The sequence below is a fragment of the Streptomyces sp. CHD11 genome, assembly GCF_018638295.1.
Taxonomy (GTDB): Bacteria; Actinomycetota; Actinomycetes; order Streptomycetales; family Streptomycetaceae; genus Streptomyces.
The window spans coordinates 126,335-149,356 of record NZ_JABTTS010000009.1 but is presented as its reverse complement, the minus strand read 5'-3'; the positions used below and the strand labels follow the sequence as shown (position 1 = coordinate 149,356).

General features: G+C 70.3%; 21 protein-coding genes and 1 pseudogene. 18 read left to right on the top strand and 4 right to left on the bottom strand.

Annotated elements, in window-relative coordinates:
- Positions 1 to 59: 59 nt before the first annotated feature.
- The 10 genes from HTV45_RS11395 (at position 60) to HTV45_RS11350 (ending at position 11,523) form a co-directional block, all read left to right on the top strand.
- Positions 60 to 1,868, top strand: coding sequence for an ABC transporter substrate-binding protein (locus tag HTV45_RS11395; protein WP_215205578.1), 1,809 nt, complete (start codon positions 60 to 62; stop codon positions 1,866 to 1,868).
- Between the two features lie 104 nt (positions 1,869 to 1,972).
- Positions 1,973 to 2,950: an ABC transporter permease gene (locus HTV45_RS11390; protein WP_215205577.1), complete on the top strand. Its 978-nt coding sequence runs from the start codon at positions 1,973 to 1,975 to the stop codon at positions 2,948 to 2,950.
- 9 nt (positions 2,951 to 2,959) lie between these two features.
- Positions 2,960 to 4,021: an ABC transporter ATP-binding protein gene (locus tag HTV45_RS11385; protein WP_215205576.1), complete on the top strand. Its 1,062-nt coding sequence runs from the start codon at positions 2,960 to 2,962 to the stop codon at positions 4,019 to 4,021.
- Between the two features lie 15 nt (positions 4,022 to 4,036).
- Positions 4,037 to 5,155, top strand: coding sequence for an ABC transporter ATP-binding protein (locus HTV45_RS11380; protein WP_215205575.1), 1,119 nt, complete (start codon positions 4,037 to 4,039; stop codon positions 5,153 to 5,155).
- A 242-nt stretch (positions 5,156 to 5,397) separates the two neighbouring features.
- Positions 5,398 to 7,026 carry an ABC transporter substrate-binding protein gene (locus HTV45_RS11375; RefSeq protein WP_215205574.1) on the top strand — a complete coding sequence of 543 codons (1,629 nt, stop codon included), beginning with the start codon at positions 5,398 to 5,400 and terminating at the stop codon, positions 7,024 to 7,026.
- A gap of 6 nt (positions 7,027 to 7,032) precedes the next feature.
- Entirely contained in the window at positions 7,033 to 7,956 is a 924-nt protein-coding gene (locus HTV45_RS11370; protein ID WP_215205573.1) for an ABC transporter permease, read from the top strand.
- Positions 7,949 to 8,929, top strand: coding sequence for an ABC transporter permease (locus tag HTV45_RS11365; protein ID WP_215205572.1), 981 nt, complete (start codon positions 7,949 to 7,951; stop codon positions 8,927 to 8,929). Before HTV45_RS11370 ends, HTV45_RS11365 begins: the two co-directional genes overlap by 8 nt.
- 6 nt (positions 8,930 to 8,935) lie before the next feature.
- Entirely contained in the window at positions 8,936 to 9,910 is a 975-nt protein-coding gene (locus tag HTV45_RS11360) for an ABC transporter ATP-binding protein (protein ID WP_215205571.1), read from the top strand.
- Entirely contained in the window at positions 9,903 to 10,946 is a 1,044-nt protein-coding gene (locus tag HTV45_RS11355; protein WP_215205570.1) for an ABC transporter ATP-binding protein, read from the top strand. The genes HTV45_RS11360 and HTV45_RS11355 overlap by 8 nt, the downstream gene beginning before the upstream one ends.
- 94 nt (positions 10,947 to 11,040) lie before the next feature.
- Positions 11,041 to 11,523 (top strand): DUF5980 family protein, encoded by a 483-nt coding sequence (locus HTV45_RS11350; RefSeq protein ID WP_215205569.1) that lies wholly within the window; start codon positions 11,041 to 11,043, stop codon positions 11,521 to 11,523.
- Between the two features lie 166 nt (positions 11,524 to 11,689).
- Here the strand turns inward: HTV45_RS11350 and HTV45_RS11345 are convergent, their stop codons facing one another.
- Entirely contained in the window at positions 11,690 to 13,828 is a 2,139-nt protein-coding gene (locus HTV45_RS11345) for a S9 family peptidase (protein WP_215205568.1), read from the bottom strand.
- A 175-nt stretch (positions 13,829 to 14,003) separates the two neighbouring features.
- Here HTV45_RS11345 and HTV45_RS11340 point away from each other — a divergent pair, with 175 nt between their 5' ends.
- The 3 genes from HTV45_RS11340 to HTV45_RS11330 all read left to right on the top strand — a co-directional run bounded on the left by HTV45_RS11340 (position 14,004) and on the right by HTV45_RS11330 (position 16,134).
- Positions 14,004 to 14,198 carry a DUF2304 family protein gene (locus HTV45_RS11340; RefSeq protein ID WP_215205567.1) on the top strand — a complete coding sequence of 65 codons (195 nt, stop codon included), beginning with the start codon at positions 14,004 to 14,006 and terminating at the stop codon, positions 14,196 to 14,198.
- Positions 14,199 to 14,346: 148 nt separating this feature from the next.
- Complete coding sequence (locus tag HTV45_RS11335; RefSeq protein WP_215205566.1) at positions 14,347 to 14,598, top strand: hypothetical protein; 252 nt, start codon at positions 14,347 to 14,349, stop codon at positions 14,596 to 14,598.
- 96 nt (positions 14,599 to 14,694) lie between these two features.
- Positions 14,695 to 16,134, top strand: coding sequence for an amidase (locus HTV45_RS11330; protein WP_215205565.1), 1,440 nt, complete (start codon positions 14,695 to 14,697; stop codon positions 16,132 to 16,134).
- Positions 16,135 to 16,147: 13 nt separating this feature from the next.
- On the opposite strand, the gene HTV45_RS11325 is transcribed toward HTV45_RS11330, so the two are convergent.
- Together HTV45_RS11325 and HTV45_RS34220 are read right to left on the bottom strand one after the other, a co-directional pair.
- Positions 16,148 to 16,420: a DUF397 domain-containing protein gene (locus HTV45_RS11325; RefSeq protein ID WP_215205564.1), complete on the bottom strand. Its 273-nt coding sequence runs from the start codon at positions 16,418 to 16,420 to the stop codon at positions 16,148 to 16,150.
- Positions 16,417 to 16,755: pseudogene (locus HTV45_RS34220) on the bottom strand (Scr1 family TA system antitoxin-like transcriptional regulator); the annotation flags it as partial. The gene HTV45_RS11325 and the pseudogene HTV45_RS34220, both read right to left, overlap by 4 nt.
- Positions 16,756 to 16,946: 191 nt before the next feature.
- On the opposite strand from HTV45_RS34220, the gene HTV45_RS11320 reads away from it, so the two are divergent.
- Both HTV45_RS11320 and HTV45_RS11315 read left to right on the top strand, forming a co-directional pair.
- Entirely contained in the window at positions 16,947 to 17,429 is a 483-nt protein-coding gene (locus HTV45_RS11320; protein ID WP_215205563.1) for an ATP-binding protein, read from the top strand.
- Between the two features lie 228 nt (positions 17,430 to 17,657).
- On the top strand, positions 17,658 to 18,605 hold the full coding sequence (locus HTV45_RS11315) for a helix-turn-helix domain-containing protein (protein ID WP_215205562.1): 948 nt from the start codon (positions 17,658 to 17,660) through the stop codon (positions 18,603 to 18,605).
- A gap of 102 nt (positions 18,606 to 18,707) precedes the next feature.
- Here the strand turns inward: HTV45_RS11315 and HTV45_RS34215 are convergent, their stop codons facing one another.
- Entirely contained in the window at positions 18,708 to 19,196 is a 489-nt protein-coding gene (locus HTV45_RS34215; RefSeq protein WP_251691912.1) for a hypothetical protein, read from the bottom strand.
- A 71-nt stretch (positions 19,197 to 19,267) separates the two neighbouring features.
- Here HTV45_RS34215 and mshB point away from each other — a divergent pair, with 71 nt between their 5' ends.
- The 3 genes from mshB (at position 19,268) to HTV45_RS11295 (ending at position 22,934) form a co-directional block, all read left to right on the top strand.
- The gene (gene mshB, locus HTV45_RS11305) at positions 19,268 to 20,143 is read left to right on the top strand and encodes an N-acetyl-1-D-myo-inositol-2-amino-2-deoxy-alpha-D-glucopyranoside deacetylase (protein ID WP_215205561.1); all 876 of its coding nucleotides are present in this window, start codon (positions 19,268 to 19,270) and stop codon (positions 20,141 to 20,143) included.
- The gene (locus tag HTV45_RS11300; RefSeq protein ID WP_215205560.1) at positions 20,140 to 20,553 is read left to right on the top strand and encodes a DUF6113 family protein; all 414 of its coding nucleotides are present in this window, start codon (positions 20,140 to 20,142) and stop codon (positions 20,551 to 20,553) included. The genes mshB and HTV45_RS11300 overlap by 4 nt, the downstream gene beginning before the upstream one ends.
- Before the next feature lie 194 nt (positions 20,554 to 20,747).
- A complete protein-coding gene (locus HTV45_RS11295) occupies positions 20,748 to 22,934 on the top strand; it encodes a hypothetical protein (RefSeq protein WP_215205559.1) in 2,187 nt (728 codons plus the stop codon).
- Positions 22,935 to 23,022 lie beyond the last annotated feature (88 nt).

The window sequence follows — 23,022 nt, the reverse complement described above, 5'->3', positions numbered from 1 at the left end:
GGCTTCCGGACCGTCAGGCAGCACTCGTGGACAACAAGACAGGTAGGTGCATCCGCATCATGAAGCCCATCAGAACGCGTACCGCGCGTGCCATCGCAGTCGCCATCGTGGCCGGCTCACTGGCGCTGACCGGCTGCTCCGGCGACAACGGTGGGAGCGGTAAGGGCAAGGACGACTCGCAGAACCAGAAGGACGCCGCCAAGCAGCAGGACCCTGTTGCCTACGGTGACGCCGCCGCCTCCACGGGCCCGGCCGAAGAGGTCGCCGGCGCCAAGCCCGGCGGCTTCATCAACGTCTACATGCAGTCGGACCTGTCCCACATGGACCCGGGTCAGATCTACGTGAGCGACGCCGGCCAGTTCGCGAACCTGGTGCACCGCGGTCTGACGAACTACCAGGAGGACGAGGAGGGCAACCTGACCGTCGTCGGTGACATCGCCACCGACTCCGGCACGCCCTCCGACGACGGCAAGACCTGGACGTTCACGCTCAAGGACGGCGTGACGGACGAGCAGGGCAACGCCATCACCTCGGCCGACGTCCGCCACTCCATCGAGCGTCTGTACTCGAAGGTCATCTTCGACGGTCCGACCTTCGTCCAGTCCTGGCTCTCGGGCAACGACTACCGCAAGGCGCTGCCGGACGGCCCCTACAAGGGCAAGCACCTGCCGGACACCGTCCTGGAGACCCCGGACGCCAAGACGGTCGTCTTCCACTTCGACAAGCCGCGCCCGGACCTCCCGCAGGCCCTGGCCATGGCCGGCTACGCCATCGTGCCCGAGAAGCGGGACACGAAGGAGAAGTACGACAAGGCCCCCGCCGCGCTCGGCCCCTACAAGATCGCCGAGTACAAGCCGGGCAAGTCGATGAAGCTGGTCAAGAACGACAAGTGGGACCCGAAGACGGACGCGGTGCGTCACCAGTACGTCGACGGTTACAACTTCAGCAGCACCGTCTCGCAGCCCAGCCAGACCAAGCGTCTGATGGCGGACCAGGGTGACGCCAAGAACGCGATCCAGTTCACCGACTCGGTGGACCCGGCGCAGATGTCCGCGGTCATCGGTGACGCGAACGCCAAGAAGCGCACCATCCAGGGCTACCAGCCCTACGTGTGGCAGCTGAACTTCAACCTGGACCGGGACCAGGTCAAGGACAAGAAGGTCCGCGACGCGATCACCTACGCCATCCCGAACCAGTCCATGGTCCAGGCCGACGGTGGCCGCTACGGCGGTGAGGTCGCCGGTGGTCTGCTCGCCCCGACCCTGCCGAACTTCGACCCGACCTACGACCCGTTCGGCAAGCTGAAGAAGCCCAACGGTGACATCGAGAAGGCCAAGGAGCTGCTGAAGGAGGCGGGTGTCGAGGAGGGCACGAAGCTCACCTACGCCTACTCCAACACGCCGCGCGGCCAGGCCCAGCAGGTCATCATCAAGGACGCCCTGGCGAAGATCGGCTTCGACGTCCAGGCCAAGGAGATCGACCGGGCCAGCTTCTACGAGCAGGTCGGCAAGCTGGACAACCCGTACGACATCTACATGACCGGCTGGGGCCAGGACTGGCCGTCGCCGTCCACGGTCATCACCCCCGTCTACGACGGCCAGCTGATCCAGGACGGTGCGTCCAACTACTCGCACATCAACGACAAGCAGGTCAACGACCTCATCAACCAGGCCCTGGAGCAGGAGCCCGAGGAGGCCGCCAAGACCTGGGAGAAGGCTCACCACCGCATCGTGGAGGAGATCAACCCGGCCGCCCCGGTCTACTTCTCGAAGCAGATCCAGCTCTACGGTTCGAACATCGGTGGCGCCCGGTACAGCACGAGGTCGAGCTACATCGACATCAACGACGTGTACCTGAAGCAGCCGTAACCCGTCAGCTCGGCTGACCGCGGGGGTGTGCGCCAGGCGGAGCGCACCCCCGCGGACGGTACCCCCTCCCTGCCGCCGCGTTTCGAAGAGAGCATTCACCCGCCATGCTTCAGTTCCTCATCCGCAGGCTGATCGGCGCCGTCGTCATCTTGTTCCTGATCGGCGCCTTCACGTTCTTCCTGTTCTATACGGTTCCACAGGACTTCGCTGCGCTGTCCTGCGGCAAGAACTGCTCGCCCGAGAACCTCGCGGTGATCCGGGAGAACCTGGGCCTGGACAAACCGATCACCACCCAGTTCTGGGAGTTCATGTCGGGCATCGTGGCCGGCCGTGACTTCTCGACGGGACACTGCGCCGCGCCCTGCCTCGGGCAGTCCTTCGACACCAACGAGTTCGTCTGGGACTCCATCATCGACCGCTTCCCGCTGACGCTGTCGCTGACCGTCGGCGGCCTGGTGATCTTCCTGATCCTGGGTCTCGGCTCGGGTATGCTCGCCGCCTGGAAGCGCGGCACGGTGGTCGACAAGCTCGTCTCCGGCGCCTCGATCGTGCTCAGCTCGTTCCAGATCTACCTGCTCGGCCCGATCATCCTCGGCATCTTCGTCTACAGCTCGGGCATCCTGGAATTCCCCAAGTACCACGAGTTCACCGACAATCCGGCCAGCTGGGCGCTGGGCCTGCTCATCCCGTGGGTCGTGATGGCCACCATCTTCACCGCCCAGTACACCCGTATGTCGCGCTCGACCATGATCGAGCAACTGCAGGAGGAGCACGTCCGCACCGCGCGCGCCAAGGGCATGCGTCAGCGGTACGTCTTCTTCCGCTATGCCTGGCGTGGCTCGCTGATTCCGATCGTCACTATCCTGGGTATGGACCTCAGCGCACTGCTCTCCGGAGCGGTGGTCACGGAGTTCACGTTCGACCTGGCCGGCATCGGCCGTCTCGCGGTGGACTCCTCGCTGACGAAGGACCTGCCGGTGACCATGGGCGTCATGCTGTTCGGGGCGTTCTTCATCCTGCTTCTGAACATCCTCGTCGACCTCGCCTACGCGTACATCGACCCGCGCGTGCGGCTCAGCTAGGAGAACACCGTGACCACTCTGACCAAGACCGAAGGCGAGAAGGCCCCGACCGGGCCGGATTCCTTCCTCTCGGTCCGCGACCTGCGGGTGCGGTTCTCCACCGAGGACGGCATCGTCAAGGCGGTCGACGGGCTGTCCTTCGACGTCGAGCGCGGCAAGACCCTCGGTATCGTGGGCGAGTCGGGCTCCGGCAAGTCCGTCACCAACCTGACGGTGCTCGGCCTGCACAACCCCAAGAGCAGCACCGTCGAGGGCGAGATCATCCTCGAGGGGAAGGACCTGGTCACCGCCTCCGAGAAGGAGATGGAGAAGCTCCGCGGCAACAAGGTCGCGATGATCTTCCAGGACCCGCTGACGGCGCTCTCGCCGTACTACACGGTGGGCCGGCAGATCGCCGAGCCGTACATGAAGCACACCGGCGCCTCCAAGAAGGAGGCGCGGGCACGGGCGATCGAGATGCTGACCAAGGTCGGCATCCCGCAGCCGAAAACCCGGGTGGACGACTACCCGCACCAGTTCTCCGGCGGTATGCGTCAGCGCGCGATGATCGCCATGGCGCTGGTCTGCGACCCGGACCTGCTGATCGCCGACGAGCCGACGACGGCCCTCGACGTGACGGTCCAGGCACAGATCCTCGACCTGCTCAAGGATCTCCAGCAGGAGTTCGGCTCGGCGATCATCTTCATCACCCACGACCTCGGCGTCATCTCCAACATGGCCGACGACCTGCTGGTGATGTACTCCGGCCGGGCCGTGGAGCGGGGCAGCGTCCGCGAGGTGCTCCGTCAGCCGAAGCACCCCTACACCTGGGGTCTGCTCAGCTCGATGCCGCGCCTCGGCGGCGACACCTCGCAGGCGCTCAACCCGATCCCCGGGTCCCCGCCCAGCCTGCTGAACCCGCCGTCCGGCTGCCCCTTCCACCCGCGCTGTGAGTTCACGGGCAAGGTGGCGGGCGACCGTTGCAGCACCGAGCGCCCGCCGCTCGGCGAAGGCCGCGCGTCGGCCTGCCACCTGACGGCGGAGCTGAAGCAGTCCATATTCATCGACACGATCCAGCCCCGGCTGCGCTAGGGAGAGATCCGAGACATGAGCGAGAACCTCACCCTCCCCGCACAGCAGGGCTCCACCGGCGCGTCCCCCGAGGCGCTGCTCAAGGTGGAGGGCCTGACCAAGCACTTCCCGATCTACGGCGGCTTCCCGATCAAGCGGAAGGTCGGCGCCGTCCAGGCGGTCGACAACGTCGACCTGACCGTCGGCGTCGGCGAGAGCGTCGGCCTGGTGGGTGAGTCGGGCTGCGGCAAGTCCACCACCGGCCGGCTGATCACCCGCCTGCTGGAGCCGACCGGCGGCAGGATCGAGTACGCCGGCCAGGACATCACGCACGCCAAGCGCAAGCAGTTGGCGCCCGTGCGGTCCGAGATCCAGATGATCTTCCAGGACCCGTACTCCTCGCTGAACCCGCGGCAGACCGTCGGCACCATCATCAAGTCGCCGATGGAGGTCAACGGGATCGACCCCGCGGGCGGCCGGGAGAAGAAGGTGCGCGAGCTGCTCGAGCTCGTGGGCCTCAACCCCGAGCACTACAACCGCTTCCCGCACGAGTTCTCCGGCGGCCAGCGCCAGCGCATCGGCGTCGCCCGTGCCCTCGCGCTGAACCCGAAGCTGATCGTGGCGGACGAGCCGGTCTCCGCGCTGGACGTGTCGATCCAGGCGCAGGTCGTCAACCTGCTGCAGAAGGTCCAGGAAGAGATGGGCATCGCCTTCCTCTTCATCGCCCACGACCTCGCGGTGGTCCGGCACTTCTCACAGCGCCTGGCCGTGATGTACCTCGGCAAGGTGGTCGAGGTCGGGGACCGGGACTCCATCTACAACCGTCCCCGGCACCCCTACACCCACGCCCTGCTGTCGGCCGTGCCCGAGGTGGCGATGGACGACGAGACGGAGGACCGGGAGCGCATCCGGCTCTACGGTGACGTGCCCTCGCCGATCTCCCCGCCGTCCGGCTGCCGCTTCCGCACCCGCTGCTGGAAGGCGCAGGACAAGTGCGCGACGGACGAGCCGCCGCTGGTGCAGATCTCCGGCAACCGTGACGGCCACCTGACGGCCTGCCACTTCCCGGAGGACCCCACCACGGAGTCCCGCGGTGAGGACGTCGTCCTCGACCCCGCGCTGAAGGCGCTGGAGGAGTCGGCCGGGAAGGACTGACCCGCGCAGGACACCACGGCTGCCGTACGCCCCTCAGGGAGGCGGACGGCAGCCGCCGTGCGTCCGGGGGCGGACGGGCGCCGTCGCCCGTGAGAGGAAGCGGCAGGACGCCGTCGCCCGTTCGGGGCTCTCGTACGTACATATGGCCGGGGCCCTCCCCGTACAGGTGCCGCGGATATGCGTTCCGCGCACTTTGCGCCGATATTGGCCTCATGATCGGCACACGTACGAGGAGGCACCCCATGCGCGGAGCCATGCACGCCAGATGGGCCGCCTGCGCGGTGGCGGCCGCCCTCGCGGCGACAGGCTGCGGAGGCGGCGGGGACGGCGGCGGGAGCGACTCCGGGGCCGTGCTGAGCGCCTCCTGGGGCGATCCGCAGAACCCGCTGGAGCCGTCGAACACCAACGAGGTGCAGGGCGGCAAGGTCCTCGACATGATCTTCCGGGGCCTGAAGCGGTACGACCCGGAGACCGGCGAGGCCAAGGACATGCTCGCCGAGAAGATCGAGACGGACGACTCGCAGAACTTCACCGTCACCGTCAGGGACGGCTGGACCTTCAGCAACGGCGAGGAGGTCACCGCCCGGTCCTTCGTGGACGCCTGGAACTACGGCGCGAGTCTGCGGAACAACCAGCGCAACTCGTACTTCTTCGCCTACATCGAGGGATACGACCAGGTCCACCCCGAGGAGGGGGAGCAGACCGCCGACACCCTGTCCGGCCTGGAGGTCACCGGCGACCGCACCTTCACCGTCAGGCTCACCCAGAAGTTCTCGACCTTCCCCGACACCCTCGGCTACAACGCCTTCGCCCCGCTGCCCCGCGCGTTCTTCGACGACCACGACGCCTGGGTGAGGAAACCGGTCGGCAACGGCCCCTACCTGGTCGACTCCTACACGCGCGGCTCCCAGATGTCCCTGCGCGCGTGGGACGACTATCCGGGCGACGACAAGGCGCAGAACGGCGGGGTCGACCTCAAGGTCTACACCGACAACAACACCGCCTACACCGACCTGCTGGCCGGCAACCTCGACCTGGTCGACGACGTCCCCGCGGCCCAGCTGAGGAACGTGCAGGACGACCTCGGCGACCGCTACCTCAACACCCCCGCCGGCATCATCCAGACGCTCGCCTTCCCGTTCTACGACGAGAACTGGAACAAGGCGGGCTCGGAGAAGGTCCGCAAGGGCCTGTCCATGGCGATCGACCGGGAGCAGATCACCGACACGATCTTCCAGAAGACCCGCACCCCCGCCACCGACTGGACCTCCCCCGTCCTCGGCGAGGACGGCGGCTTCCAGGCCGGCCTGTGCGGGGAGGGCTGCGAGTACAAGCCCGACGAGGCGAAGAGGCTCATCGAGGAGGGCGGCGGGCTGCCCGGCGGCAAGGTGACGATCACCTTCAACGCCGACACCGGCTCCCACCGCGAGTGGGTCAACGCCGTCTGCAACTCCATCAACAACGCGCTGGACGACGAGCGCGCCTGCACCGCCAACCCGGTCGGGACCTTCGCCGACTTCCGCAACGAGATCACCGAGCGGAACATGACCGGGCCGTTCCGCGCGGGCTGGCAGATGGACTACCCGCTGATCCAGAACTTCCTCCAGCCGCTCTACTACACCGACGCTTCCTCCAACGACGGCAAGTGGTCCAACCAGGAGTTCGACGACCTCGTCGACCGGGCCAACCAGGAGACCGACACGGCCAGGGCCATCGACCTGTTCCAGCAGGCCGAGGGGGTCGTCCGGGACAACATGGCCGCCATCCCGCTCTGGTACCAGAACGGCAGCGCCGGCTGGTCGGAGCGGCTGTCCGAGGTCAAGCTCAACCCCTTCAGCGTCCCCGTGTACGACCAGATCAAGGTGAGCTGACCGGCCATGGGCCGCTATGTCGTCCGGCGTCTGCTCCAGATGATCCCGGTGTTCATCGGCGCCACGCTGCTGATCTTCCTCATGGTCAACGTGATGGGCGACCCCATCGCGGGGCTGTGCGGCGAGCGCCGGTGCGACCCGGCGACCGCCGCCCGCCTCGAGCAGGAGTTCGGCCTCGACAAGCCCGTCTGGCAGCAGTACCTGACCTACATGGGGAACGTCTTCACCGGCGACTTCGGCACGGCGTTCAACGGCCAGGAGGTCACCGAGCTGATGTCGACGGCGTTCCCCGTCACCATCCGGCTCACCCTCATCGCGATCCTCTTCGAGATCGTCATCGGCGTCACCCTCGGCGTGGTCACCGGACTGCGCCGGGGCCGCCCCGTCGACACCGGCGTGCTGATCCTCACCCTCGTCGTCATCTCCGTGCCCACCTTCGTCACCGGCCTGCTGCTCCAGCTGCTGCTCGGCGTGAAGTGGGGCTGGATCCGCCCCTCGGTCTCCTCAGGGGCGCCCTTCGACGAACTGGTCCTGCCCGGACTCGTGCTGGCCTCCGTCTCCCTCGCCTACGTCACCCGGCTGACCCGTACCTCCATCGCCGAGAACCGCCGCTCCGACTACGTCCGCACCGCCATCGCCAAGGGCCTGCCCCGCCACCGGGTGGTCGTGCGGCACCTGCTGCGCAACTCCCTCATCCCCGTGATCACCTTCATCGGGGCCGACATCGGCTTCCTCATGGGCGGCGCCATCGTCACCGAGCGGATCTTCAACATCCACGGTGTCGGCTACCAGCTCTACCAGGGCATCCTCCGGCAGAACACACAGACCGTCGTCGGCTTCGTCACCGTGCTGGTGCTGGTGTTCCTGGTCGCCAACCTCATCGTCGACCTCCTGTACGCCGTACTCGACCCGAGGATCCGCTATGCCTGACGGCCGCCACGAACCCGAACAGGCCATCGCCGGGACCGGGATGGGCGGCACCATGGACCTGGGCGTCGACGAGGCCGAGAGCCTGGAGAAGCGGCCGGAGGGCCCGGACGGCACCGGGCCGAGGGACCGGCCGCGCTCCCTGTGGTCCGACGCCTGGCGCGACCTGCGCCGCAACCCGGTCTTCATCGTCTCCGCCCTGGTCATCCTCTTCCTGGTCCTCATCTCCCTGTGGCCCTCGGCGATCGCCTCCGGCAGCCCCCTCAAGTGCGACCTGTCCAAGGCCCAGCAGGGCTCCCAGGCCGGCCATCCCTTCGGCTTCGACGGCCAGGGCTGCGACGTCTACACCCGCACCGTCTACGGCGCCCGTACGTCCGTCGCGGTCGGCGTCCTCGCCACCCTCGGCGTCTCCGTCCTCGGCAGCGTCCTCGGCGCCCTCGCGGGGTACTTCGGCGGCATCTGGGACTCGGTCCTGTCCCGGATCACCGACGTCTTCTTCGCCATCCCCGTGGTGCTCGGCGGGCTGGTGCTGCTCTCCGTCATCACCAGCAACACCATCTGGCCGGTCATCGGGTTCATCGTGCTGCTGGGCTGGCCGCAGCTCTCCCGCATCGCCCGCGGCTCCGTCATCACCGCCAAGCAGAACGACTACGTGCAGGCCGCGCGGGCGCTCGGCGCCTCCCACTCCCGGCTGGTGCTCCGGCACATCGCGCCCAACGCCGTCGCCCCGGTCATCGTCGTCGCGACCATCGCGCTGGGCACCTACATCTCGCTGGAGGCCACCCTGTCCTACCTCGGCGTCGGCCTGAAGCCGCCCAGCGTCTCCTGGGGCATCGACATCTCCGCGGCCTCCCCGTACATCCGCAACGCCCCGCACGCGCTGCTGTGGCCCTCCGGGGCCCTCGCGCTCACCGTCCTGGCCTTCATCATGCTCGGCGACGCGGTGCGCGACGCCCTCGACCCGAAGCTGAGGTGAGCCGCCGTGCTGCTCGAAGTGCGCGACCTGCACGTGGAGTTCCACACCCGGGACGGAGTCGCGAGGGCCGTCAACGGGGTCAGCTACGGCGTGGACGCGGGCGAGACCCTGGCGGTGCTCGGCGAGTCAGGGTCCGGCAAGTCCGTGACGGCGCAGGCCGTCATGGGCATCCTCGACATCCCGCCCGGCCGGATCACCGGCGGCGAGGTCGTCTTCCAGGGACGCGACCTGCTGAAGCTCAAGGAGGAGGAGCGCCGGCGGATCCGGGGCGCCGAGATGGCGATGATCTTCCAGGACGCGCTGTCCTCCCTCAACCCCGTGATCTCGGTCGGCGACCAGCTGGGCGAGATGTTCACCGTGCACCGGGGCATGTCCCGCAAGGAGGCGCGGGCCAGGGCGATCGAGCTGATGGACCGGGTGCGCATCCCGGCGGCCCGGGAGCGGGTCAAGCAGTACCCGCACCAGTTCTCCGGCGGTATGCGCCAGCGCATCATGATCGCGATGGCGCTGTCCCTGGAGCCCGCCCTGATCATCGCCGACGAGCCGACCACGGCCCTCGACGTCACCGTCCAGGCCCAGGTCATGGAGCTGCTCGCGGAGCTCCAGCGCGAGTACCGCATGGGTCTCATCCTGATCACCCACGACCTGGGGGTGGTCGCCGACGTCGCCGACCGCATCGCCGTGATGTACGCGGGCCGGATCGTCGAGTCGGCACCGGTCCACGACATCTACAAGGCCCCGGCCCACCCGTACACGCGCGGTCTGCTGGACTCCATCCCCCGCCTGGACCAGAAGGGCCAGGAGCTCTACGCCATCAAGGGCCTGCCGCCCAACCTCATGAACATTCCGCCGGGCTGCGCCTTCCACCCCCGCTGCCCGCTGGCCCGGGACGTCTGCCGCACCGACGAGCCCCCGCTGTACGAGGTCTCGCCGACGCGGGGGAGCGCCTGCCACTTCTGGAGGGAGTGTCTGGATGACTGAGCCGATCCTGGAGGTCAGCGGCCTGGTCAAGCACTACCCGCTGACCCGGGGCGTCGTCTTCCGCAAGCAGGTCGGCGCCGTGCGCGCGGTCGACGGCGTGGACTTCCACCTGGGCCGGGGCGAGACCCTGGGCATCGTCGGCGAGTCCGGCTGCGGCAAGTCGACGGTCGCGAAGACGCTGGTCAACCTGGAGCGCCCGACGGCCGGTTCGATCCGCTACAAGGGCGAGGACATCACCCGCCTGTCGGGCAAGGCGCTCAGGTCCGTGCGCCGCAACATCCAGATGGTGTTCCAGGACCCGTACACCTCCCTCAACCCCCGTATGACGGTGGGGGACATCATCGGGGAGCCCTACGACATCCATCCCGAGGTGGCGCCCAAGGGCGACCGGCGCAGGCGGGTCCAGGACCTGCTGGACGTCGTCGGCCTCAACCCGGAGTACATCAACCGCTATCCGCACCAGTTCTCCGGCGGCCAGCGCCAGCGCATCGGCATCGCCCGCGGGCTGGCGCTGCGCCCGGAGATCATCGTCGCCGACGAGCCCGTCTCCGCGCTGGACGTCTCGGTGCAGGCCCAGGTCATCAACCTGATGGACCGTCTGCAGAGCGAGTTCGACCTCGCCTACATCTTCATCGCGCACGACCTGTCGATCGTCCGGCACATCTCGGACCGGGTCGCGGTGATGTACCTCGGCCGGATCGTGGAGACCGGCAGGGACGCCGAGATCTACGACCATCCCACGCACCCCTACACCCAGGCGCTGCTCTCCGCCGTCCCGGTCCCCGACCCGGTGGCCCGGGAGCACCGGGAGCGGATCATCCTCAGCGGTGACGTCCCGTCCCCGACGAACATCCCCTCCGGCTGCCGCTTCCGTACCCGCTGCTGGAAGGCCAGGGAGCGCTGCGCGCTCGAGGTCCCGGCCCTCGCCGTGCCGGCCTGGTTCGAGTCCGCCGGGGGCCCCGCCGCCCACGACTCGGCCTGCCACTTCGCGGAGGAGAAGCAGGTGGTGCCGCCGGAGGAGCGCCCCGGGGACTGAACCGCCGGCCCTCCCGGCAGCGTTGTTCCGGCGCAATGTGTCCCACGGGCCACCGGGCCCACGGACACCGTTCCTTCCTGAAGGGGAGCAGCCCATGAGAACGCTTCGTCGTACCACCACGGCCGCACTCGGTCTGGCCGGCGCACTGGCGGCGGTGACGCTGGGCGGCGTTCCGGCCGCCGCGGCGGCCCCGGCGTCCGGGGCGGACGCCTCCACGTCCCGGACGGCACAGCAGGCGGCCACCTGGGAGCTCGTGGCGCTGGGCGGAGGGGGGAGCCAGAGCGTCTGCGGCGAGGCCGCTTCCGACCGGGTTCCCCACGTCTACGTCCAGCTCGACGGCAGTTGGTCGACCGAGATAGAGATCGGCGCCGGCGACCTCCCTCCCGGGGTGACGTACAACGACTTCGGGGCCGTCCTGCCCGGTGCGAACGAGTCGGGGACCGAGGTGGCGGGTGTCTTCAGCCTGAACCTCCCGGCGGCACCGGCCGGCACCACGCACCGGGCCACGCTCTGGGCGACGGACGGATCCGAGCGGCAGACCGTCCCGCTCGTCATCGAATGGAAGGACGACTGCTGAGCCGGCTCGCCTGACCGCTCTCCGGCCACGGACGAGGCGGAGGGGCACGGCAACGGGCCGGGGTGACATGGCGCACCCCGGCCCGTTCACGGCACCCGCACGGCCGCACGTCGTTCAGCGTTCCGTGTCCGCATATCGGCATCGCTTCCGTGAAGTTGCCTGTGCGTTAACGCGGTTCGTCCCCGTTTGTCAGGCCCAGTGAGCGCCGGAGGAAGTCGAGCTGGAGGCGGAGCAGGTTCTCGGCGACCTCTTCCTGCGGGGTCATGTGCGTGACGCCGGACAGCGGCAGCACCTCGTGCGGCCGGCCGGCCGCGAGCAGCGCCGAGGAGAGCCGCAGGGAGTGCGCGACCACCACGTTGTCGTCCGCCAGCCCGTGGATGACCATCATCGGGCGGTGCGGCTCGGCGGCGTCGACCAGGCCGGCGTCGTCGATCACCGAGTTGCGGCGGTAGACGTCGGGCTGCTCCTGCGGGTGGCCGATGTAGCGCTCCTGGTAGTGCGTGTCGTAGAGCCGGAGGTCGGTGACCGGGGCGCCCACCACCGCCGCGTGGAAGACGTCGGGGCGGCGCAGGGCGGCGAGGGCCGCCAGGTAGCCGCCGAAGGACCAGCCCCGGATCGCGACCCGGTCCAGATCGAGCGGGAAGTCGCCGGCGAGCGCCTGGAGCGCGTCGACCTGGTCCTGGAGGACGATCGCGGCGATGTCGTCCTTGACGGCCTTCTCCCAGGCGGGCGAGCGGCCCGGTGTGCCGCGTCCGTCCGCGACGACCACCGCGAAGCCCTGGTCGGCGAACCACTGCGAGGTCAGATAGGGGTTGTGGGCGGCCGTCACCCGCTGACCGTGCGGACCACCGTAGGGGTCCATGAGCACCGGCAGGGGGGTGTCACCGGCGTAGTCCCGAGGCATAAGCACGGCGCACGGGATGCGGCGTGCGCCCCCCTGGGTAAGCGTCACGCGGGGGGACATACCGGGGTCTTCGGCGTACGAGCGGACAGTCGCCGTCGTTTTCCCGTCACGCAGGACCACCGCCCGGGAACCTGGCCGGTCCAGGGCGGCGGAGACGAGCACGGTCACGCCTCCGGCGCGTACCGCGGAGTGCACCCCGGGCCCCTGTGAGACGCGTTCCATGCCGAGTTCGTTCACCCGGTAGACGTGCACCTCGCCGGTCTCCGCGGCGGCCGCCTCCTCGCCCGCCGACGCCGAGACCAGCACATCGTCGTCGGAGACGTCCAGTACCGCACGGACGTGCAACTGCCCTCCGGTGAGCGGCCGTTCACCGACGGCGAGCCGCCTGGCACCCCCCTCGTCGGCGATCCGCACCAGTTGCCCGGAGGGGCTCCAGCTGGGCACCCCGGGGAAAAGTTCCAGCCAAGTTGGATCTTCGTCGGCGTGCACCATCCGGGTCGTGCCGGAGTCCGGGTCCACGGCCAGGATCAATTGCGCCTGCTGGTCGCGCGCCTGTACGAGCAACAGCGGAGCACCCGCGGCTGACCAGTGCACATGAGCCAGATAGGGATACCGCGCACGGTCCCAGGAGACCTCCGTGCGCGTCCCCGCGAGGTCGACCACGAAGAGCCGCACGTCCGCGTTCGGCGTGCCCGCCGCCGGGTAGCGGACCGGGTGCGGCTCCCGTCCCGGGTGGGCGGGGTCGGAGATCCACCAGCGCCGAACCGGCGTGTCGTCCACCCGCGCCACCAGCAGCCGGTCCGACTCCGGCGCCCACCAGAAGCCCCGCGAGCGGCCCATCTCCTCGGCCGCGATGAACTCCGCCAGACCGTAAGTGACCTCCTCCGACTCGGGGGTTGCCAGCGCGCGGTCGTCCGCCCCCTCGGCCCCGGTCACCCGCAGCACACCCCGGGCGACATAGGCGACGTGCCGTCCGTCGGGTGACGGCCGGGGGTCGATCACCGGTCCCGGCGTGGTCAGCCGACGCGCCGTCCCGGCCCGCAGCTCGGCCGTGAAGAGCCGCCCTGACAAGGCGAAAGCCGCCAGCTCGACGGCCGCGTCGGTGGCGTAGCCGATGATGCCGGCACCGCCTTCACGGCTCCGCTCCCGCCGGGCGCGTTCCTCGGCGGAGAGGTCCTCCGAGGTCCCGCCCAGGAGGGCGCGCGGGTCGGCCGCCACGCGCTCCCCGCCCCCGTCGGTGTCGAGGACCCAGAGGGAATGAGCCCGGTCCGTACCGGAACCCGAGCGCAGGAACACGACACGCGAGCCGTCGGGAGCCACGGTGAAGGAACGCGGCGCGCCGAGCGTGAAGCGCAGGGTACGGGCGTGCCGTCGGGGGAAGGAGTCAGCCTCGGTCGTCATGCCATGACCATATTGGCCATGCGCCCCCTTGTGCGGCCGTGCGCCGACCGATGCGCACGTACGGATAGTTATGATCGTTCGCGCATAGTGGGTATGAACCTGCTGGCTGCTGTGTGGATTTATCTGCCCCCATATTCCTACCCCCGCGCCCTGGGATCCTTGGAGGTGAACCGCCGTGGCACTCTCGATTTCGGCGGTGGTGCTGCTGGCGATCATCGTCTTCCTGCTGATCAAGAAGTCGGGACTGAAGGCAGGACACGCGATCGTCTGCATGCTGCTCGGCTTCTACCTGGCCTCGTCGACGATCGCCCCCACGATCAGCGAGGTGACGACGAACATCGCGGGGATAATCGGAAACATCAACTTCTGAGCACCGTCTTCCGGCCGGGACCCGTGGCCGATCCCGGGACCCGGCCGGAGTCCACACCCCCGTCCGTCCTTCCCGCCCGCTCCCCCGTGCCGGCCCCGTAGGCTGCGGACCGGCGAGGCCCGGGGGGAGGGGTGGGGCAGGTGGGGGAGTGGCCCGGTCGGGCGGGGTGGCGGAACCGGTGCACGCGCTCGAGGCCGCCCCGGACGGCCGCTGGGCGCTGACCGGCGGCACACTGCGGCTCGTCTCGATGACCGACGCCTCCGTACGCCTCCTGCACGGCGGCGACCCCTGGTTCGCGTGGACGGTGTGCTTCGGCGCGGACTCGGCCGGGGCCGTGCGGGTGTGGGAGACCGACTGGGAGCTGGCCGCCGACGACGGCCGGAGCGGGCACAGTGGGTGATCCTCCTCGACTCGTCCCCGCCGGCCCCTCGCGTGTTACCCGTCGGTAAGGAATGATGGCGGGGCCATCATCCACGCGCGCAGGGCGGAGCCGACGGTGACGACGTTCGAGGAACAGAGCGAAGGACGCAGCGAGGAGCGGACCAGGGTGCACGTCTTCCGGGACGACGCCCTCGGCGACCACGACGCGGTCGGCCTCGCGGCGGCGATCCGCCGGGGCGAGATCAGCGCCGCCGAGGCCGCCCGCGACGCGTCGGCCCGCGTCCGGGCCGCCGAGGCCCGGCTGAACGCCGTCCAGGTCCACCTCGACCTCCCGGCCCACGGCTCCGCGTCCGGCGGCCTCCTGGCCGGTGTGCCGACCTTCGTCAAGGACAACACCGACTACCAGGGCCTCCCCACCGGCCACGGCAGCGCCGCCTTCGCCCCCCGCGCCGCCCGCCGGCACGCCCCGTTCACCCGGCAGTTCCTGAGCACCGGCGTCACGGTCCTCGGCAAGACCCGGCTCCCCGAGTTCGGCTTCAGCCCCACCACCGAGTACGAGGGGGCCGAGCCCGTCCGCAACCCCTGGCACACGGACCACTCGGCGGGCGGCTCCTCCGGCGGCAGCGCGGCCCTCGTCGCCGCCGGTGCGGTGCCGATCGCGCACGCCAACGACGGCGGCGGCTCGATCCGCATCCCCGCCGCCTGCTGCGGTCTCGTCGGCCTCAAGCCCACCCGCGGCCGGATGGTCGCGAACGCGCAGGGCCGCCAGCTCCCCATCGACCTCATCACCGACGGCGTGGTGACCCGCTCGGTCCGCGACAGCGCGGCCTTCCTCGCGGCGGCCGAACAGCACTGGTGGAACCCGAAGCTCCCGCCCGTCGGCCTCGTCGAGGGCCCCTCGGACCGCCGCCTGCGCGTCGGCCTCCTGGTGGACTCCCCGAACGGCGTCGCCTCCGACGCCGAGACCCGCGCGGCGGTGACGGAGACGGCGCAGCGCCTGGAGCGGCTCGGCCACACCGTGGAGCCGGTGGAACTCGCCATCGACCCGCACTTCACCGACGACTTCCTCACCTACTGGGGCATGCTGTCGTTCCTCATCGGCGTCACCGGCAGGACGCTCGGCACGGACTTCGACCGGAGCCGCATGGACAGCCTGAGCCGGGGCCTGCGCGAGACGTACGTGCGGGACTGGCGCACCACGCCCTCCGTCGTGCGGCGGCTGAAGCGCACGCGGCTGGCCTACGCGGCGGCGTTCCGCGGCCTCGACCTGATCCTCTCCCCGGTCCTCGCCCACACCACCCCGCCGCTCGGCCACCTCAGCCCGGCCGTCCCGTACGCCACGCTGATCGAACGGCTCGTGAACTACGTGTCGTTCACCCCGGTCAACAACGTCGTCGGCACCCCGTCGATCTCCGTCCCGGCCGCGAGCGCGACGCCGGACGGCCTCCCGATCGGCGTCATGTTCTCGGGCCGCCCCGGTGCGGAACGCAAGCTCCTGGAGCTGGCGTTCGAACTGGAGGCGGACCAGCCGTTCCGGCGGCTGCAGGACGACTGACAGTCCTCCGGGATCAGCCCTCGACCGCGTACGGCAGGAAGCCGGCCCACGCGGTCGGGGCGAAGGCGAGCCGGGGACCGTCGAGGTTCTTCGAGTCGCGGACGTGCACGGTGGCGGGGGCGGTGGCGATCTCGACGCAGGAGTCGCCCTCGTTGCCGTCGCTGTAGCTGCTCTTGAACCAGGCTCCCGCGACCTCGACGCAGGAGTCGATCTCTGGCCCGCTGCTGTAGGTGCTCTTGAACCACACGAGACCGGAAGAGTCTCTGGATGAGGTGTTGCGGATCATGTCTCCCCCAGCAGGTGCTCGATGAACGCGGCTGACTCACGTGGGGTGAGTGCTTGAGCCCGGATGATGCCATAACGGAGTTCCAGGATACGGAGCTGCCTCGGGTCGGACACAGGCCGTCCGTTGGCAATCCCCGGTGTTCGGCCAACTGCTGTGCCGTCCTCGAACTTCAGGACTTCGATTGCTCCGTTGACGCTGGCATGTCCCTCGCGTTCCGTCGGCATCACTTGAAGCTCGACGTTCCGAAGCTGCCCTGCCACGAGTAGGTGCTCAAGTTGCCCGCGCAGGACCGTCCGGCCTCCCAGAGGCCGTCGTAGTGTCCACTCTTCCAGGATCGGTCCCGACCCGCACTGCCTCATCGCTCACCGACATGTGTGCCCCTCCGTGATGCTGCGACGTACTGTTCCGACCCGTTCGCAGGAGCTACTTCGACACTCTGGACAAGGCCCTTTGAACCTTGGACCGTAGCTCTACGTAACTGCTCAATTACGCTTCTCAGTATGTCCGGTCGGCCACGCTCGGTGATGTGAATCAGCAAACTCAGGGAACTGCCGAGCACGGGACGCGACCCGGACCCGACGGCACCGTCCGCAACTTCACCGTGCTGCTGTCGTCCACCCCGCGGGGAGCCCGCCTCGCCCGCCTGCTCGCCGTGGACACGCTCCGGAACTGGGGGCTCCCGCACGAGCGGGCGAGCCACGTCATCGCGGAGCTGGCAGCCAACGTGGCCACCCACGGCCGGCTCCCCGGCCGCAGCTTCCGGCTCACGCTCTACGTGATCGGCGGCACGCTCCGCATCGAGGTCACGGACACACGCGGTGACCGGATGCCCGATCCGCAAGTGCCGGACCCGGCAGCCGAGTCGGGCCGGGGCCTACTGCTCGTGGAGGCGCTGGCCGACCGCTGGGGCGTGACCGAGGGATGGTTCCCCCGCAAGACCGTCTGGGCCGAACTGAGGTTTTCACCACCGGAACCCGCATCCTCGCGCTCCGGTGACGGCGACGGCTAAAAGACAAAGAACTCTGGGGGAAAGCACCCCACCAAACCCGACCCTCCCGCCCGTGGCCGTACTCACTCGGGCGGGTGAACATCTCCGCTTCGGCTGGATTTTCGGACCTCGCAGGCCGGACGCTCAGCCCAACGCACCACCACGCAACGGCAGACATGAGTCGGCCCCCGCCGGGACCTGCAATCCCAATGCGAGGGCCTGACCACCGAGGAAGAAGAGAGCTTCCTGATGGGTACCCAGCACCCTAGCGCGCCCCCGCGCGCCCAGGCCCGCCCCACGGGCAACAACCACCCGAACCGAATTCACCGCACCACCACCAACGGGCTCCAGCACGACAACTCCCGCCACACCGCCCGCTTCACGGTGATCGGCAACCACCTGGCCCAGCACCGGGAGCTCTCGCTCCTCGCCATCGGGCTCGGCACACACCTTCAGTCGCTGCCACAGGGCGCCCCGGCCGACATCAAGAGCCTCACCGCCCGGTTCCCCGAGGGAGCCACCCGTATCGCCGCCGCCCTGCGCGAGCTGGAGTGTCACGGATACCTGCGCCGCGACCGCCACCGCACGCCCACCGGCCGTATCGTCAGCCGCACGGTCTCCTGCAACCAGCCGGCGACGGCCCGCACCCACCCCGCGCCCTCTCCCCGCCCCGAGCCCCCTGCCCGGCCCGTCAACCGCCCGGAACGTCCAGCGGCATCGGAGCCCTGCGCAGAGCGCGAGCCCCAGGGAGCGTGTGAGAAGCCGCCCGCCCGCACACCGCTCCCCGCCGTACCGCGCCCCGAGTGCCATGTGCCCGCGCTGTTCCAGGCCGCCGCCGACCTCCTCGCGGACCTCCGCCGCCACAGCCCAGAGATGCTCCTCTCCGCCTCCGACGCGGCCCACCTGACCCCCGGCGTCGCCGCCTGGCTGGAGCGGGACGTCACGCCCGAGGCCGTACGCCGCGCCCTGACCGCCGACCTGCCGCGCGAGGGCGTACGCCGTCCCGCCGCCTTCTTGGCCCACCGTCTCGCCGCCCAGCTCCCGCCCCCGGCTCCGTACCGCGAGCCGATCGCCGACCTGCCGCCCGTACGGCCAAGGCTCCCGATGCAGAACTGCGACGGTTGCGACCGTGGCTTCCACGCCTCGGAGCCCGGCCTCTGCCGCGACTGCCGAACCGGCCCCAAGGAAAGTCCCTAGCGGGAACGCGAACAGGGGCCGCGCCCTGCGCGACTTCGCACCTTCGTTCCGCATGACAGCGGGCGGGGGCCGTCGGTCTCCCGGGAGGTGATCATGAGCGCCTCACGCGCGGGCGGCGATGCGCTCGCCGAGTTCGGCGGCGGCCGGGCTGTCGGGGACGGAGGCCAGGCGGGCGGTGATGTTGGTGAGACCGTCGTTGATGCGGACGGACTGCACGCCGTCGGCGCAGCTCAGGAACTCGGTCCAGGCGGCCAAGGCGGTCTCGGTGTTGCCGCGCTTGAGCTGGACATGGCCGAGGTCGGCGAGCACGATCGCGCGGGTCCTCTTGCGGTCGAGGCCGTGGATGTCGGGAGCGAGGCGGAGGTGTTCCTCGGCGGCGGCGAGGTCGCCGAGCTTGGCATGGATTGACGCACCACAGTCAACGAGAAGAAGCTCCGTGTCCGATATCTGGAGATCACGCAGCGTCGCAACAAAATCGCCCATGACGCCGACCTGATCGACGGCGACCTCGAGCAGCGTCGTCCGATCGACGAGGCCGAGGTGACGGACGCCATCGACTGGATCGAACGGACCGCCCTGGCCGTCGCCCATGTGCTCGACGGCGAGGGATGACGGTTCGGCGTGCGACAGAGCGACGGCCGGCGACCTCATAAGGTGATCCCATGACGGAAATGCGCTCCCGGCGTCTGATGCTGGTGCACGCCCACCCGGACGACGAGTCGATCAACAACGGCGCGACCATGGCCCGGTACGCCGCAGAGGGCGCTCATGTGACGCTTGTCACCTGCACCCTCGGTGAGCGGGGCGAGGTCATTCCCCCCGGGCTGCGGCATCTGAGCGGGGCCGCCCTCGGCGGGCACCGGCTAGGGGAGCTGAAGGAGGCCATGCGGGCCCTCGGGGTCACGGACGTCCGGCTGCTCGGCGGGGCCGGGCGGTACTGCGACTCCGGGATGATGGGGCTGCCCGACAACGACGACCCCGGCTGCTTCTGGCGGGCCGAGGTGGATCAGGCGGCGGGGCTGCTCGCCGAGGTGATCCTGGAGGTGCGGCCGCAGGTACTCGTCACGTACGACGAGAACGGGGGATACGGGCACCCCGACCACATCCAGACCCACCGTGTGGCCATGCGCGCGGTGGAGATCGCCGCCGAGGCCGGGTGGGACATCCCCAAGGTGTACTGGAACCGGGTTCCCCGGTCCGTGGGCGAGGAGGCCTTCGCCCGGTTGGACAAGGAGTTGGACCGGCTGCCCTTCGACAAGGCGGGCGTCCTGGACGACGTACCGGGTGTGGTCGACGACGAGCGGATCACCACCGCGGTCGACGGCACCGCGTACGCCGCCGCCAAGGCCGCCGCCATGCGGGCGCACGCCACCCAGATCACCGTCGCCGAACGGTACTTCGTGCTGTCGAACGAGCTGGCGCAGCCGCTCTTCACCACCGAGTACTACGAGTTGGCACGCGGGGAACGTCCCGAAGGCCGGGAAAGTGATCTGTTCGCCGGAGCCGGAGCCGGAGCCGGGGCGGGGGAGACGCTGTGAGCGGGGAAAGGGCGCCCGCGCTGGCGCAGCCGCTGCGGGTGCCCTCCGCCGGGCGGGCCGCTGCCTGCCTGGGGCTGCTGGTCCTCGGCGCGCTCGCCGGGGTGGCCGGGGCGCTGGTGCAGCCCGGTTGGTTTCCGGGCGGGCTGCTGCTGGCGCTCGCCGGTGAGGCCGGACTCGTCCTGGGGGCGGCGCGGTTGATGCGCGGCCGGGCCGGTGGGGTGGCGGTCGCCGTCGGGTGGGTGGCGGTCGTCGTCCTGCTCACGGCCAGCCGTCCGGAAGGTGACTTCCTGTTCGCCGCCGGGGCCGGATCGTATCTCTTCCTGCTCGGCGGTATCGGTGTGGCTGTGATGTGCGCCACCCTTGGCGGTGGGAGGCAACCGGGCGGCCGCCCTGCCCGACTTGGGAAGTGACGTACCACTTCGCTGTGGATCGGGAGTGCGGGTCCGGTGCGGGTTTCGCCGGCGGTACCGGGGTACCGGCCGGATGTGGCCAGTAAGGTGGTGCGCGCCGCCGAGCCTCCCTCGAACCCTCGGCTTCGCCCGAGCAGGGGGGACCCCCACCGTGAGGTCGTGACGGGCGGCGGAGCCAACCGGGAGAACCTGCCTTGAGTCGTGAAACTGACACTCCGTCCTCCGGGCCCAACGGGCACGGTGGAGCCGCCTATCCGTCGGGCACGCCGCCCTACGGGATTCCGGCGATTCCGGACGGGAACGCGGACGCGGGCCGTCCGGCCGCGCGGCCGGAGGAGCGCAAGACCGAGACCACGCTGACGACCCGGATCCGGATCAACATCCCCGGATCGCGGCCCATTCCGCCGGTCGTCGTGCGCAAGACCGTCACGGACGCGGAGGGCAAGGGCGCAGCCGAGACGCCGGCCCCCTCGCCCTCGCCCGCTCCCGCGCCCACGCCGCCCGCGGTCGAGCCTCCCGCTCAGCCCGCCCTGCCCACCCGGTCCCCGCAGGGGTCCCAGCCCGCCAGGCCGGCGGCCGACGACAAGCCGGCCAGTGACTGGTTCGCGCCGCGCAAGTCCGGTGCGGGCAACGGGGGCCAGGGAGGCGCCTCCGACAACGGGGCCGCGGGTCCGCAGGGTTCGGGCCCGGCCCCGGCGGGTCCCGCCGCACCCGGTGGTGCGCGGCCGGGCGCCGGGCGGCCGGGCGGCGTCGTCGGGTCCATGGGCGCGCCGGGCGGCCCCCGCCCCGGCGGCCCGACGGGTTCCGGCCCCACCGGCACAACCGGTGTGACCGGCGGGCCCGTCGCCCCCGGACACGGCGGCGGTACCGGTTCCTTCGATGTGACCGAGGCACTCGGGGGCGGACCGGCGGGCAGCACCCGGCCGGGCGCCCACTCCGGTGGCGAACCGCGCCGTGACGACCTGCCGTTCTTCGCGGAGGACGGCCCCGGTGGTCCGGGCGGTCAGCCCGGGTACGGAGACCAGGGGCGGCCGGGTGGACCGCAGGGCGGCCCCGCCGGTCCGACCGGCGGACCGGTCACCGGCAGCGGCCCGATGCTCCCGCCGGCCGGCGGCGCGCCCGGTGGCCCGAGCGGTCCCGGCGGCCCCGGTCCCGCCGGTGCGCGGCAGGTCGCTCCGGGAGTCTCCGGCGCCGGCCTCAGCGACGACACCGCGATCCTCACCCCCCAGCAGCACGGCGGACCCGGGGCACCGGGCCACGGCCCCCGCCACGACAACGTCTCCGGGCACACCGTCACCAGCGGCATCCCGGTCATCTCGCCGAGCGCGTCCTTCGACGCGCCCGGCCCCGCCGCGAACGGCGCCCGGCCGCACACGGCGCCCAAGCTGCCCGAGCCGGTCCCCCCGCCTCCGGCGAGCTCCTCGAAGGCGCCGAAGAAGAAGGGGCGCAACAAGCTCGCCCTGCTCGGCACCGGCGTCGTCCTGGTGCTCGGGATCGCCTACGGGGCCGGTCTGCTGATGAACAGCTCCGACGTGCCCAAGGGCACCACGGTGCTCGGCGTCGACATCGGCGGCGGCACCCGCGACGACGCCGTGAAGAAGCTGGACGCGGCCCTCGACGGCCGGCTGGACAAGCCGCTGAAGCTGTCGGTCGACGGCAGGACCGTCGAGTTGCAGCCGGACAACGCGGGCCTGCAGTTCGACACCGACGCCACCGTCGGCGCGGCCGCCACCAGCGACTACAACCCGGTCAACGTGATCGGCTCCCTCTTCGGCCAGCAGCGCGTCGTCGAGCCGGAGATGCCCGTCGACGAGGAGAAGCTGCAGGCCGCCCTGGAGAACGCCGCCGGCGGCTCCGGATCGGTGACCGAGGGCGGGATCAGGTTCGAGTCCGGCAAGGCCGTCCCCGTGTATCCCAAGGCGGGCCAGGGCATCGACGTGGCCAAGGCGTCCGGCGTGGTGACGGAGGCGTACCGCACACAGGTGGAGACCGGCTCCGCCGCCGCGGTGAACGTCCCCACGACCGCCCAGCAGCCCAAGGTCTCCAAGGCCGAGGTCGACCGGATGATGGCGGAGTTCGCCGGGCCGGCGATGTCGGACATCGTGACCGTGCAGACCGACGCGGCGCACTCGATCCCGATGAGTCCCGAGAAGTCGCTGTGGAAGTTCCTGGGCGTGGCGGCCGTGAACGACAAGCTGGTCGACAAGCCCGACCTGAAGGCCCTGGAGGAGCTCTACGGCCAGACGTTCGACGGTGTCCTCATCACCCGGGGCAACGGCAAGAAGACGGCCGTCACCCCGCAGGACGTCTACGGGGCACTCCGCCAGGCACTGATGAGCAAGACCGACCGCGTCGCCGTCATCGAGACCGACCCCAGCTGACGCGGCCGGCGGGCCACGCGACGGGAGAGCGGCGCCGCAGGGGTCATCCGAGCCCCAGGCGCCGCTCTCCCGTGTCGGGCCTGCGCGG